The 12,793-nt window shown below is 72.3% G+C and carries 11 protein-coding genes; 2 read left to right on the forward strand and 9 right to left on the reverse strand.

What is annotated here, in order from left to right; translation table 11 throughout:
* Positions 1-12: 12 nt before the first annotated feature.
* From efeB to ACIGDI_RS37745, 6 genes are all read right to left on the reverse strand, one after another.
* Positions 13-1,302: an iron uptake transporter deferrochelatase/peroxidase subunit gene (efeB, locus tag ACIGDI_RS37720; RefSeq protein WP_399906583.1), complete on the reverse strand. Its 1,290-nt coding sequence runs from the start codon at positions 1,300-1,302 to the stop codon at positions 13-15.
* An 8-nt stretch (positions 1,303-1,310) separates the two neighbouring features.
* Positions 1,311-3,458 carry a copper resistance protein CopC gene (locus ACIGDI_RS37725; RefSeq protein ID WP_399906585.1) on the reverse strand — a complete coding sequence of 716 codons (2,148 nt, stop codon included), beginning with the start codon at positions 3,456-3,458 and terminating at the stop codon, positions 1,311-1,313.
* A gap of 15 nt (positions 3,459-3,473) precedes the next feature.
* The gene (locus tag ACIGDI_RS37730) at positions 3,474-3,935 is read right to left on the reverse strand and encodes a copper chaperone PCu(A)C (RefSeq protein ID WP_399906587.1); all 462 of its coding nucleotides are present in this window, start codon (positions 3,933-3,935) and stop codon (positions 3,474-3,476) included.
* Positions 3,932-4,588 (reverse strand): SCO family protein, encoded by a 657-nt coding sequence (locus ACIGDI_RS37735; protein ID WP_399906589.1) that lies wholly within the window; start codon positions 4,586-4,588, stop codon positions 3,932-3,934. Before ACIGDI_RS37735 ends, ACIGDI_RS37730 begins: the two co-directional genes overlap by 4 nt.
* A gap of 79 nt (positions 4,589-4,667) precedes the next feature.
* Positions 4,668-5,396, reverse strand: coding sequence for a YcnI family protein (locus ACIGDI_RS37740; protein WP_399906591.1), 729 nt, complete (start codon positions 5,394-5,396; stop codon positions 4,668-4,670).
* Between the two features lie 111 nt (positions 5,397-5,507).
* Positions 5,508-6,320 carry a hypothetical protein gene (locus tag ACIGDI_RS37745; RefSeq protein WP_399906593.1) on the reverse strand — a complete coding sequence of 271 codons (813 nt, stop codon included), beginning with the start codon at positions 6,318-6,320 and terminating at the stop codon, positions 5,508-5,510.
* A 223-nt stretch (positions 6,321-6,543) separates the two neighbouring features.
* Between ACIGDI_RS37745 and ACIGDI_RS37750 the strand changes: the two genes are divergently transcribed.
* Positions 6,544-6,990: an ATP-binding protein gene (locus ACIGDI_RS37750; RefSeq protein WP_399906594.1), complete on the forward strand. Its 447-nt coding sequence runs from the start codon at positions 6,544-6,546 to the stop codon at positions 6,988-6,990.
* 16 nt (positions 6,991-7,006) lie between these two features.
* On the opposite strand, the gene ACIGDI_RS37755 is transcribed toward ACIGDI_RS37750, so the two are convergent.
* The 3 genes from ACIGDI_RS37755 to ACIGDI_RS37765 all read right to left on the reverse strand — a co-directional run bounded on the left by ACIGDI_RS37755 (position 7,007) and on the right by ACIGDI_RS37765 (position 11,585).
* Positions 7,007-8,386 (reverse strand): PLP-dependent aminotransferase family protein, encoded by a 1,380-nt coding sequence (locus ACIGDI_RS37755; protein WP_399906596.1) that lies wholly within the window; start codon positions 8,384-8,386, stop codon positions 7,007-7,009.
* Between the two features lie 80 nt (positions 8,387-8,466).
* Complete coding sequence (locus ACIGDI_RS37760; protein ID WP_399906598.1) at positions 8,467-9,957, reverse strand: aminopeptidase P family protein; 1,491 nt, start codon at positions 9,955-9,957, stop codon at positions 8,467-8,469.
* Between the two features lie 116 nt (positions 9,958-10,073).
* On the reverse strand, positions 10,074-11,585 hold the full coding sequence (locus tag ACIGDI_RS37765) for a PP2C family protein-serine/threonine phosphatase (RefSeq protein ID WP_399906600.1): 1,512 nt from the start codon (positions 11,583-11,585) through the stop codon (positions 10,074-10,076).
* A 495-nt stretch (positions 11,586-12,080) separates the two neighbouring features.
* Here ACIGDI_RS37765 and ACIGDI_RS37770 point away from each other — a divergent pair, with 495 nt between their 5' ends.
* Positions 12,081-12,746, forward strand: coding sequence for a bifunctional DNA primase/polymerase (locus tag ACIGDI_RS37770; RefSeq protein WP_399906602.1), 666 nt, complete (start codon positions 12,081-12,083; stop codon positions 12,744-12,746).
* Positions 12,747-12,793 lie beyond the last annotated feature (47 nt).

A 12,793-nucleotide genomic window follows, 5' to 3' on the forward strand; every position in this document is an offset into this window, starting at 1 on the left:
AAGCGACCCGGCTCATCCTTCCAGCAGCCGCTGTCCCACGTACTCGCCCTTCGCCGCACCGCCCGGCACCGCGAACAGACCGCTCGCCTCGTGCCGGATGTACTTCGACAGGGCGTCACCGCGGTCGAGCTTGCGCTGCAGGGGGACGAAGCCGCGCAGCGGGTCCGCCTGCCAGCAGACGAACAGCAGACCCGCGTCCGGCGCCCCGTCGGCGTCGATGCCGTCGTGGTAGGAGAACGGGCGTCGCAGGATGGCCGCCCCGCCGTTCTGGTCCGGCCGGGTGATGCGCGCGTGGGCGTTGAGGGGAACGACGAGATCGCCCTTGGCGTCGGTCTTCTCCAGGTCCATCGCGGTCTTCTCGGAGCCGCCAGACAGGGGCGCCCCGTTGGACTTCCGGCGCCCGATGACGTTCTCCTGGGCGGTGAGCGAGAGCTTCTCCCAGTCGTCGAGCAGCATGCGGATACGGCGTACGACGGCGTAGGAACCGCCCGCCATCCAGGCAGGGTCGCCGGAGCCGGAGGCGGGCACGAAGATCCGCTTGTCGAAGTCGGCGTCCGTCGGCCTCGGATTGCGGGTGCCGTCGAGCTGGCCCATGAGGTTGCGTGCCGTCATGGGGTGGGCCGTGGCGCCCGGCGTGCGGTTGAAGCCGTTCATCTGCCAGCGGACCTTCGCCGCGCTGCCCGCGTCCTTCTGGATCGCGCGCAGGGCGTGGAAGGCGACGAGGGCGTCGTCGGCGCCGATCTGCACCCACAGGTCGCCGTCGCTGCGGGACTTGTCGAGGTGGTCGGAGGAGAAGTCGGGAAGCGGGTCGAGGGAGACCGGGCGCTGCTTCTCCAGGCCGGTGCGGGAGAAGAAGCTGTGCCCGAAGCCGAAGGTGACGGTCAGCGAGGACGGCCCGGCGTCCCGCGCCACGTCCGTGTCCTCGCTCGACGCCGACTCACCGGCCATCAGCCGTTCGGCCGTCGTGGACCAGCGGCGCAGCAGCGCGGCGGCCTCCCGGCGCCCGGCGCCCGGCGCCAGGTCGAAGGCGACGAGATGGCCCTTGGCCTGCAGGCCGTCGGTGATGCCGGGCTGATGTTTCCCGTGAAACATTGCCATGTTCGCCCCGATCGAGCTCAGCGGAGTGGCCGGGGAGGGCGCGGCGGCGTATCCCACGGCACCGCCCGCCGCGCCGAGCACCAGGCCGGTGGCGCCGGCGGTGCCGAGCAGGGCGCGGCGCGAGACGCCGGGCGAGGGAGACGTCTCCGGTGAGGCGGCCGTGCGGGCGGGGGTGGGTGCCTGCGGAGGGGACTGTTCGGGCATGGTGCTGTTCAGCCGATCTGCGCGTTCTTGGAGACGGTCACCTGGTCGATGTCGGAGGTGCGCACGGTCACCGCGACCTTCCAGTCGCCCGCCATGGGGATCTGCACGTCGCTTGCCGCCCAGTGGCCGGTGGCGACGTGGTCCGGGGTGACGGGCAGCGGCCCGATCTTCTTCGCCTCGAGGGTGAGGGCGACCTTCACCTCGGGGATGTCGAAGGCGCGCCCGTTGGTCCGGGTGACGTAGACGTGCATCTCGTTGCCGCCCACGCGCGCGGGGTCGAGGTCGACCGAGACGACGCCCTTGCCGTCGGTGCCGCCGGTGTCGAAGGGCATGGTCAGCGTCACCGCCCCGGACGACGAGTCCGCCGACGAGGAGGAGGAAGAGGAAGAGGCGGAGGTGGCCGCCTTGGCCTCCTGCTCGGTGCGGCCGGGTTCGGTCTGCGTCAGCACGGTGGTGACGGCGAGCAGGACGACGGCCACACCCGCCTCCGCGAGCACGGAGCGCCGTAGTCCGAAGCGGTCGGGGTCGGCATCGCGCTCGCGCTTCTGCCGGGCGCTGTCCACGGCGGCCCGCTGCCGGGCGAGCTGGGCGGCACGCCGGGAGTCGGCGGGGGACTCGGAGGAGTCGTCGCCGGCTTCCGCGTCGCCGGTGGCGGGGAGGCTGCCGGAGCCCTTGGAGCCCTTGGAGCCCTCGGAGTCGTCGGAGGCCGCGGAGCCATGGGCACCCTCCGCCCCGGGCCCTGAGCCCGACACAGCATCCGAGGCAGTCTCCGACGCCGCCTCCTGCGACGCCGTCTTCGCCGAGCCGGCCCCCGCGCGGGCGGCCGCCGGCTCCTTCCGCCGCGGCGCGCCCTCGGCCGCCTCCGCGTCCCCGGAGGCCTCCTCACGCCCGTCCGCATCGTCGGCCGTCTCCCCCGGCCTCGCCACGACCCCGTCCGCCAGCCGTGCCGTCCAGCGCCGGGAGATCGACGCGATGCCGACGAGCAGCGCCACGAGCCCGATCTTGGCGAGGAGCAGCTGCCCGTACGTCGTGTCGGTGAAGGCCGACCAGGAGCCGAGCTGGCGCCAGGACTGGTAGACGCCCGTCGCGACGAGGGCGAGGACGCTGCCGAACGCGACGGTCGAGAAGCGCCGCACCGCGGCGGCTTCGACCGGTGTCTTCGAGCGGTGCAGCGCCACCAGCAGGGCGGTGAGCCCGCCCAGCCAGGCCGCGACCGCGAGCAGGTGCACCACGTCGACCGGCATCGCGATGCCCGGCTGGAGGCCGGTCGAGGCGTGCTCGGCCATCGCCCAGCTGGCCGCGAGGCCGGCGGACACCACGAACCCGCCGACCGCGAGCCCGAACGTCAGGTCCCGCTTCTCGTCGTCCTCGCGCTTGTCGTAGGCGCCGAACAGCACGGCGATGAACAGCGCCGCCGCGGCGAGCAACAGCAGCCGGGAGACCAGCGCCGCGCCCGTCTTGGTCTGCAGCACCTGCCCGAGCAGGCTCAGGTCGAAGACGTCGCCGACCTTGCCGGAGCCGGTGTAGGAGCCGCGCAGGAGCAGCAGCAGGAGGGTGGCCGAGGTGAGCGCCACCCACCCGGAGACCACCAGCCGCTGCACGGGCCGCACGCCCGAGCCGCGCTGCCAGCAGGCCAGCACAAAGGCGCCGCCGCCGACCATGACGATGAAGCCGGCGTACGACATGTACCGCCCGAAGCCGTACAGCCAGCCCACGACCCCGCCGCCCGCCGTGTCGCCGGAGACCGAGACGGTGGTCTGGGAGGGGGCGCCGATGGAGAAGGTGAAGGCGCCGGCGACGGGGTGGCTGTCCGCCGAGACGACCTGCCAGGAGACCGTGTAGGTGCCGTCGGGCAGGCCACTCTTCAACTGCACGGCGTACGAGGTGCCGCTGATGTTCGACGGTTTGCCGGTGTCGACGCGCTTGCCCTTGGGGTCGAGGACGCGCAGGGAGTCGGCGGAGGTGGCGACCTTCTCGGAGAAGCTGAGGGTGACCTGGGTCGGCGCCTTGTCGACCACCACCCCCTGCGCGGGGTCGCTGCCGGTGAGCGCGGCGTGCGCGGAGGCCGGGCCGGCACCGGCGAAAAGTACGCCGATCACGGCCAGGAACAGCAGCACCAGCGCCCGTGTGCGGCGGGGGGTGATGGTCGGTGTCACGGTGGTGCCTCTCCCTCAGTGGCCGGTCGCAGGGTTGTACGTGGCCGACTTCACCGGCATCTCGACGGTGAGGGGGTCGGACTTGGCGAAGTGCAGTTCGACGCTGACCTTCTCGCCCTGCTTCGGCTTCCCCTTCAGCTTCTCGAACATCAGGTGGTTGCCGCCGCTCTTGAACACGAGTTGACCGTGCGCGGGCACATCCAGGGACGTGACCTCCCGCATCGACTGCCCGACGGTCTCGTGCATGGTGACGCTGCCCGCCGCGTCGCTGGTGACGGAGGTCAGCTCGTCCTTCGTGCCGCCCTTGTTGGTGAGGACGAAGAAGCCTGCGGCCATCTCGCCCGTGATGGGCTGGGGCATGTAGGAGGCGCTGACGGACAGTTCGGGCCCGGTGTCGCCGGAGCCGCCCGAGCCGCCGCATCCCGCGAGGGCGAGGGCGCCGGTTATCACCAGGGCCGTGGGCGCGAGCCGCCTCACGGGTTCTGCCCCTTGATGATCTTGGGCAGGTCCTTGGTGTAGTCGTCGACGGTGGCGTCCTCGCCGTAGAGGACATAACCGCCGTCGGTCTTCGGCGAGAAGGCGATGACCTGGGTGCCGTGCACCGAGACGGTCTTGCCGGTCTTCTTGTCCTTGTGGGTCGGCTCGATGGAGATGCCCAGGGTGCGGGCGCCGGCCTGGATGGTGGAGAAGTCGCCGGTCAGGCCGACGAAGGCGGGGTCGATGCCCTTGAGCCACTTGCCGAGTTCGGCCGGGGTGTCGCGGGCCGGGTCCGTGGTCACGAACACCACCTGGAGCTTGTCCTGTTCGGCCTTGGGCAGCTGCTTCTTGGCGACGGCGATGTTGCTCATCGTCGTCGGGCAGATGTCGGGGCAGTGGGTGTAGCCGAAGTAGATCAGCGTCGGCTTGCCGGCCGTCTCCTTGCGGAAGTCGTACGTGCGGCCGTGTGTGTCGGTGAGCACCAGGTCCGGCTTCTCGAACGGCTGGTCGAGGACGGTGGCGGCCTTCTGCGCGGTGTCCTCGGAGACCACGGCGACCGGCGAGTCACCGCTGTCGCCGCTGCCGCAGGCGGAGAGGGTCAGGGAGGCGGCGGCGGCGAGCAGCACGGCCGCGGCGAACGTCTTGTTGCGCATAGAAAAATGTCCCAGATGTGAGAGCTCCGGTGTGCACCGGGGGCCGTACGCCCCCGGTGCACAGGGCGGTGGAAGGACCTCAGGCGTCGGTGCGCCGACGGCCGGCCAGCACGCCGTAGGCCACGCCGAGCGCGCCGACGGCGATGCCGACGACGGCGAGCACGCGCGCGGTGGTGTCGCTGCCGTCGGAGGTCACGGTGGAGTCGGAGGCGGCCGTGGTGGTCTTGTCGGAGGCGTCCTCGGCGGCCGTGGAGCCGTGGTGTCCGGCCTCGGAGGCGGCCGACAGGGTCAGCACGGGCGCCGGGTTCTCGGGTTCCTCCTGGCCGTCCTGCTGGACCTCGATCCAGCGCACGACCTCCTTGTTGTCGTACGTCTGGACCGCCTTGAAGACCAGTTCGTCCGCGTCCTCGGGCAGGGCGCCCACGGAGACCGGGAACTTCTCGAAGTAGCCGGGCTCGATGCCCTTGCCGTCCGCGGTCCAGGTGATCCTGGAGACGGCCTCGGTGATCTTCTTGCCGTGCACCTCGAGCGGCTTGGCCAGCTCGGACTTGGTGACCTTGATCTTCCAGCCGTCCATCGGCTCCGGCATGGCGGAGGCCACCGGGTGGTCGGCCGGGAAGGTGACCTCCAGCTTGGTGGTCGAGGCGTCGTCCCGCTCGTTGGGGACCTTGAAGTCGACGACGGCGTAACCGCCCTTGGCCGCCGTGCCCTCCGGCTGCACGCTGACGTGGGCGAACGCGGGGCCGGACAGGGCGAGTACGGCGGCGCCGGCCAGGGCGCCGGAGGCGGCGAGACGAGAGACCTTCATGGCAGGGAGCACTCCACTTCGAGTGTGGTCGCGGTGATGGGGTGCGCGCGCACGCGCGCGTGCCGCACGACGGCGGCCCCCACCCCGAAGGAGTGCGGTGCTCGCGTCGCGTCAGGCGGCGAGGAGGAGGTGCGCGGCGGCGGGCGGGCCGCGCCTGATCACCGTGTGCTGGAGTGCGGCGGTACGGGGCCCGGGCGGCCTGAGCAGGGTGGTGCCCGGCACGCGCGGACCCGTCTCGGGTGCGCCCGGAAGCCCGGCACGCAGGGCGCGCACCAGGGCGAACGCGGAGCGCAGGGACCGTACGAGAGCCCCTTCGGCCAAGGAGTCCGCGGACAGTTCCACGAGCCTGAGCAGCGCCAGGTCCCCGCGGCGCAGCAGCCAGCCGGCGGCGACCGCCGCGAGGACGTGGCCCAGCAGCATCGGCAGCGACGGCAGCAGGGAGGCCAGGGACGGGGAACCGGCCGGGCGCATGGAGCTCATGTCCATGGCCGTGGTCGGCTGGATCCGGGCTTCGGTGAGGATCCGGCGGGCCTGCGCGGGGCTGATCGCCGCCGCGGCGGCCCCGCACGTGATGCGGGCCGCCTGCCGGACCAGCGAGGCGTCGGACGCCGACGTCATGGACGCCATCGACATGCCGCCGGCCGCCGTGTGCTGACCCAGACCGAAGAGCGTGTGCAGCACCGTCTGTCCCACCGCGAGCAACGCGGCGATCCCGGGCAGGGACCGCTCGCGCCCGGTGAGCGGCACCGTGACCACCAGAACGCCCAGGAAACCGGCGCCCAGCGTCCACAGCGGAACCGGGGCGCAGGAGGCCAGGGCGTGGCCGCCCGCGGCCAGCACGACGCAGACCGCGGCGAACACCGCGGCCCGCAGAATCCGGACGTCTCGTCCGGAGCGCGCCCTGCGCTGGTGGGGGGCAGTCATGGCGGGCTCATCATCCCACTGGCCCTGCCCGCGCCGTACGGCAGGTCCACAAGGTGACCTACGGGCCAGAAGATCACTCTCTGACATGAGCTGATCGGACATACACCGATTCCGGACCGGACGCATCGCCCATATGGGCGGCGTCACGTCAACTCGGTGCTTACACACGCCTACGCGCGGCAATAAGAAACGGTATGTCGAGCCGCGGCCGGGAGGCTGGAGCATGAGCATCTGGTGGTCACTCCACTTGCGGCGGGAAGCCGCGAGCGTGCCGCTCGCGCGAAGGCTGCTGCTCGGCGCGATGGAAACGGCGGGGGTCGACCCCGACATCTCCTACGACCTCTCCGTCGCCCTCAGCGAGGCCTGCGCGAACGCCGTCGAACACGGCGGGGGCGCCGAGGACGGCGCGTCCTCGGAGGCGTACCGGGTCACCGCGTACCTGGACGGCGAGAAGTGCCGGATCGAGGTCACGGACTCCGGCCCCGGTCTCGCGGGTCCCCCGGCGGCCCGCCCCGCCCGCGCCGACGCCGAGCACGGCAGGGGCCTGTATCTGATCCGGGCGCTCGCCGACCACGTCCACATCGGCGACAAGCCCGGCCGTGACGGCACGGTGGTGAGCTTCGACAAGATCCTCAAGTGGCGGGAGGACGCGCCGCTGTTGGCGGTGTGAAGGGCGCGGCGGCGCCTCAGCGGGTCGGGTCGGCCGACTCCAGCACCTTCTCGAGCACCGTCAGCGCCTCCGGGTACACCCGTTCCCGAGGCGTTCCGTACCCCACGACCAGCCCCTGCGGGTGTGCCTCGTCCGGGGTGTGCCAGTGGTCGCCGAGCCGGCCCAGGGCCAGGCCCTCCGCCTCGGCGCGTTCCAGCACCTCGGCCTCGTCGGCGACCTCCACGAGCGCGTGCAGTCCGGCCGCGATTCCGCGCACGTTCCGCCGGCCGCCGAGCCGGTCGAGGAGCTGGTCGCGGCGTCTGCGATACCTGAGCCGGCAGGCGCGCACGTGACGGTCGTAGGCGTGGCTGTCGATGAGCTCGGCGAGCGCCAGCTGGCCGATGGACTCGGTGTGGTGGTCGCTGTGCAGCTTGACGTCGGCGACCGCGTCGACGAGGTGCGGCGGCAGCACCATCCAGCCGAGCCGCAGCGCCGGGCCGAGTGTCTTGGAGGCCGTGCCGAGGTAGGCGACCTGGCCGGGTGCCATGCCCTGGAGCGCGCCGACGGGCTGGCGGTCGTAGCGGAACTCCCCGTCGTAGTCGTCCTCGACGATCAGCCCGCCACGCGCGCGTGCCCAGTCCGTCAGCGCCCGCCGCCGCTCCGGGTGCAGCGTGACACCGGTCGGGTACTGGTGGGCCGGGGTGACCACGGCGGCCCGGCAGTCCCCGAGTTCCTCCGCGCGCACCCCCCGCTCGTCGACCCGTGCCGCGACCACACTGCCGCCGTTGCGCCGCACGACCTCCCGGTGGAAGGCCAGCCCGGGGTCCTCCATGGCGATCCCGCCGCCCTCCAGCACGCGCGTGAGGAGCGCGAGCCCCTGCACGTACCCGGAAGTGATCACGATCCGCTCGGGCGGCGCGATGACTCCCCGGGCGCGCCCCAGGTAACCCGAGAGCGCCGTGCGCAGTTCGACGCGCCCGCGCGGATCGCCGTAGTCGTACGCCAGCAACGGGGCCGTCGCGATGGCCCGCCGCAGCGCCCGCAGCCAGGCCGCCGCCGGGAACGCCCCCACGTCCGGGCTGCCGGGCCGCAGGTCGAAACGCGGCGTACGCGCGCGTGCGGCGGTGCTCGGAGTCTCCGCCTCGGCCCTGGGCAGTTCGGCGACCTGGGTGCCCGAGCCCTGCCGGGCGGTCAGATAGCCCTCGGCGACGAGCTGGTCGTAGGCGGCCTTGGCGGTCCCCCGCGAGACTCCCAGTTCGGTCGCGAGCCGGCGCGTGGCCGGGAGCCGGGTCCCGGGCGCCAGCCGCCCGTCGCGCACGGCGTCCCGCAGCGCCCGTTCCAGCCCGACCCGCCGTCCCTCGCCGTCGTCGGTCTCCAGATGCAGATCGACACCGACGCCGGACCAGAAGTCGTCCACGGCGACCCTCCCCCCAGGTTCGTGAATGCAGGCACATCAATGGCCGGGCACCTCACCGGTACCCGGCCATCCGTCTGATATCAGCCCTTGAGCGCGGCCATCCAGGTCTCGACCTCGTCGGAGCGGCGCGGCAGCCCGGCCGACAGGTTCCGGTTGCCGTGCTCGGTCACCAGGATGTCGTCCTCGATGCGCACGCCGATGCCGCGGTACTCCTCCGGCACCGTCAGGTCGTCGGCCTGGAAGTACAGGCCGGGCTCGACGGTGAGGCACATCCCGGGCTCCAGCGTCCCGTCGACGTAGGCCTCCACGCGCGCGGCGGCGCAGTCGTGCACGTCCATGCCGAGCATGTGACCGGTGCCGTGCAGCGTCCAGCGCCGCTGCAGCCCGAGCTCCAGCACCCGCTCCACGGGCCCCTCGAGCAGCCCCCACTCGACGAGCTTCTCGGTGAGCACGCGCTGCGCGGCGTCGTGGAAGTCCCGGTACTTGGCGCCCGGCCGCACCGCCGCGATACCGGCCTCCTGGGCCTCGTACACAGCGTCGTAGATCTTCTTCTGGATCTCGCTGAACCGGCCGCTGACCGGGAGCGTGCGCGTCACGTCGGCGGTGTAGTACGTGTGCGTCTCGACGCCCGCGTCGAGCAGCAGCAGGTCGCCGGAGCGGACCGGGCCGTCGTTGCGCACCCAGTGCAGCGTGCACGCGTGCGGGCCGGCGGCGGCGATGGTGCCGTAGCCGACGTCGTTGCCCTCCACGCGGGCGCGGAGGAAGAAGGTGCCCTCGATGTAGCGCTCGGAGGTCGCCTCCGCCTTGTCGAGGACCTTCACGACGTCCTCGAAGCCGCGCACGGTCGAGTCGACGGCCTTCTGCAGCTCGCCGACCTCGAAGTCGTCCTTGAGCAGGCGCGCCTCGGAGAGGAAGACCCGCAGCTCCTCGTCGCGCTCGGCGGTGACCTTGTCGGTCAGGGCCGCCTCGATCCCGGCGTCGTAGCCGCGCACGACCCGCACCGGGCCGGTCGCCTCGCGCAGGCTGTCGGCCAGCTCGCGCACGTCGGAGGCCGGGATGCCGTACAGCTTCGAGGCCTCGGTGAGCGAGTGCCGGCGGCCCACCCACAGCTCGCCCTGCCCGGAGAGCCAGAACTCGCCGTTCTCCCGGTCCGAGCGCGGCAGGAGGTAGATCGTCTCCTTGTGGCCGTCCCCGGTGGGCTCCAGGACGAGCACGCCGTCCTCGGTCTGGTTGCCGGTGAGGTACGCGTACTCGACGGAGGCCCGGAAGGGGTATTCCGTGTCGTTCGAGCGGGTCTTCAGATTGCCCGCGGGGATCACCAGGCGCTCACCGGGAAAGCGCGCCGACAGCGCGGCGCGCCGTGCGGCGGTCTCGGCGGCCTGGGCGATCGGCTCCAGGTCGCGCAGCTCCGTGTCGGCCCAGCCGGACTTCATGTTCTCGGCCAGCTCGTCGGACACGCCCGGGTACAGGCCGTTCTTGCGCTGCTTGATCGGCTCTTCTTCAGCGGTCTCCGGCCCCGCTGCGGTAGCAGCAAGTTCCATAGAGTCCGGGAGCTCCTCCGCCACGGTCATCCTCCTTGTTACGGCACTGGACCCCCTCCATCGTACGGTCGTGCGGAAGGGGGCTCAGGGGCGAAGGACCTGTTACCGGGGGCAGCGGCGCGCCTGCGGAGACACGCGCCCCCGGCTCACTCGAAGCGCGCCGCCAGCAGGACGACGTCCTCCTCGTCGTCGGCCGCGTCGAGCCCGTCCGGAAGAACGGTGCGCAGCACGTGGTCGGCGATCGCGTCCGGGTCGTGCCGCAGCGCCCTGGGCACGCCGGCGGCCGCCGCGTGCAGACGGGCGAAGGCGCGGTCGGTGGGGTCGCCGGTGCGGTGCAGCAGACCGTCGGTGTAGAGCAGCACCGTTTCGCCGGGCTCGGCCTGGAACTCCACGCTGGGCGCCTCCCAGCAGGCGAGCATGCCGAGCGGCGCGGACACCGACGTCTCCACGAACTCGGTGCGCCGCTCGCCGACCAGCAGCGGCGGGCAGTGCCCGGCCCCGGCCAGCGTGATCTTGCGCAACGCGGGCTCGCAGTAGGCGAACAGGGCGGTGGCGGAGCGGGCCGGTTCGGTCAGGCGCAGCAGCAGTTCCAGGTCGGACAGGACGGCGACCGGGTCCTCTCCCTCCATCACGGCGTAGGCGCGCAGGGAGGCGCGCAGCCGCCCCATCGCGGCGACCGCGCTCGGGCCGGAACCGGTGACCGAACCGACAGCGAGCCCGAGGGCCGCGTCCGGCAGCGGCAGCGCGTCGTACCAGTCGCCGCCACCGCGCGGGCCGGTGCGATGCCGGGCGGCGAGCTGGACGCCGGCGACGCGGGGGAGCCGGGACGGCAGCAGCTCCTCGGCCATCGTCGCCATGCACGCGCGCGTGCGCTCCACCTCGACCAGCCGGGCCAGGTGTTCGCCGGCATAACGGGCGTACAGCCCGACCAGATGCCGCTGCCGCTCGGCCGGCTCCGCGGGCTCGTCGTACAGCCAGACGGCGGCGCCGACACGGCCCCCGTGCTCGGCGGACAGCGGGAGGGCGTAGCACGCGGCGTAGCCGAGGCGGGCGGCCACCTCGCGGTGGCGGGGGTCGAGACCGTCCTCGGCGAGCAGGTCGGGCTCGGCGATCTCGCCGTCGGCGCCCGGGAGTCCGTCGAGGATGCGGCCGTAGGACATCGCGCTGCGCGGCACGGTCTCGATGTGCCCGAGGTCGGCGCGGGCCAGTCCCAGGCCGATCGTCGTGTCGGGTCCGAGCCCGTCGCCCGGTTCCAGTACGACGAGCCCGCGCCGGGCGCCCACCAGGGCGGCTCCGGCGCGCAGCACCTCGGTCAGGGCCTCGGCGAGCACGTCCGTGCGGGCCAGGCGTTCGGTGAGCTCGTGGAGTGTCGTGAGGTCCGAGACCCAGCCCGCGAGGCGGTCCTGGAGCAGTGCCCCGGGCGCGTTCGGCGGGGGCACCGGTGGGGTACCCGGGGTGGCCGGCGCGGGCGCGACAGTGTGTGCGGGCGAGGGAACCGTTGAATCGATTCCAGCCACTTTCGAAGGGTGAGGGGCGTTCATGGCGTCCGGCTTTCCGACCGGTGCGTATTGCTCAAAAGCATCGCAAACCCCCATGTCATTCTGCGCCGCTAGCAGTGTCTCCACATGTACACGCACTCGTGAGGGGATGTCCAGCATTGTCCTGCTGGGATTCCTGGTGTCCGTGGGTAACCGGAGTAGGGTGGGTCGTTAAGCGAAGTTGGCCTAAAAAAGCCTCGGGTAACGGGGTATTGCGGTCGACTGGGCTTGCTCCACAGAGCGTCACAGCGGTCGTGATGGGTACGTACTCGGAGAAGGCCAGGGGTGGTTGACAGCCACCCGGAACCTGGTGACCGAACCGGGCGTCCTATCCACCGACGACCGTGCCCCATCCTCCCGTGGCGGAGGCGAAGAGAAATACGCGTAACGGCAAAACGCCAGACTTCGCCACCCCCCGCCAGGCCCATGCTTTTGATAGACGCAGTATGGGTGGCGCGGCTGCCGCGGAAGCAGCCAATGCTCGGCCCATAGGGGTTCCCCTTGCCTCCGGCAGGGGTGTGATGCGCCAACAGGTACGCACAGTGAAGTGATCGACACATGATGTGATGTGGCCCACGGTGTTGCCAGCGGTGCAACGGAAAGGAACGAGCGCTCATGCGCGAGATCCTCGGAAGGCGACGCAGGCTCCTGTCCCAGCGCAGCGACGGAAGGCCTGAGTTGGTCGGCGCGGCTCTGACCTGCGCGACGGAATGGCAGTGGCCCGTACTCCCGGGCGTGGCACCGGACCCGCAGGGGCGTTCCCGCTGCGGCTGCCCGGACCCCGAGTGCACGGTGCCCGGCGCGCATCCCTTCGACCCCGGCCTCCTCGCGGCCACCACCGACCCGCGCATGGTGCGCTGGTGGTGGAGCAACCGGCCCACCGCGCCGATCATCCTGGCCACCGGCGGCAACGCGCCCTGCGCGGTCAGCCTGCCGGCCCTGGCCGCCGCGCACACCCTCGCCGCCCTCGACCGCATGGGCATGCGACTCGGCCCGGTCGTGGCCTCGCCCAGCCGCTGGGCGATCCTCGTGAAGCCGTACACCCTGGAGCAGTTGGGCGAACTGCTCTACGCCAAGGACTGCGTCCCCGGCTCCCTGCGCTTCCACGGCGAGGGCGGCTACCTCGCCCTGCCCCCGACGGAGACCGGCGAGGGCGACATCCGCTGGGAGCGCGCCCCGCTCCCCGGCTCCGCCGCCCCCTGGGTCCCCGACGTCGAGCCCGTCGCCGACGCCGCGGTCGAGGTCCTCACTCGTACGGGTGTGAGCGCGCCCGAGTTGTAGGGGTGTCCGGCGCGCGCGGGGCGGCACGCGCGCGCGTGGTCGTTATC

It is taken from the genome of Streptomyces sp. NPDC085900 (assembly GCF_044540925.1).
Classification (GTDB): Bacteria; Actinomycetota; Actinomycetes; order Streptomycetales; family Streptomycetaceae; genus Streptomyces; species Streptomyces gilvifuscus.

Coding starts and splice junctions, on each gene's coding strand:
- ACIGDI_RS37765 (WP_399906600.1), bottom strand. CDS start 11,585: ATGCTGGACATCCCCTCACGAGTGCGTGTACATGTGGAGACACTGCTA.
- ACIGDI_RS37740 (WP_399906591.1), bottom strand. CDS start 5,396: ATGAAGGTCTCTCGTCTCGCCGCCTCCGGCGCCCTGGCCGGCGCCGCC.
- efeB (WP_399906583.1), bottom strand. CDS start 1,302: ATGCCCGAACAGTCCCCTCCGCAGGCACCCACCCCCGCCCGCACGGCC.
- ACIGDI_RS37760 (WP_399906598.1), bottom strand. CDS start 9,957: ATGACCGTGGCGGAGGAGCTCCCGGACTCTATGGAACTTGCTGCTACC.
- ACIGDI_RS37735 (WP_399906589.1), bottom strand. CDS start 4,588: ATGCGCAACAAGACGTTCGCCGCGGCCGTGCTGCTCGCCGCCGCCGCC.
- ACIGDI_RS37770 (WP_399906602.1), top strand. CDS start 12,081: ATGCGCGAGATCCTCGGAAGGCGACGCAGGCTCCTGTCCCAGCGCAGC.
- ACIGDI_RS37750 (WP_399906594.1), top strand. CDS start 6,544: ATGAGCATCTGGTGGTCACTCCACTTGCGGCGGGAAGCCGCGAGCGTG.
- ACIGDI_RS37745 (WP_399906593.1), bottom strand. CDS start 6,320: ATGACTGCCCCCCACCAGCGCAGGGCGCGCTCCGGACGAGACGTCCGG.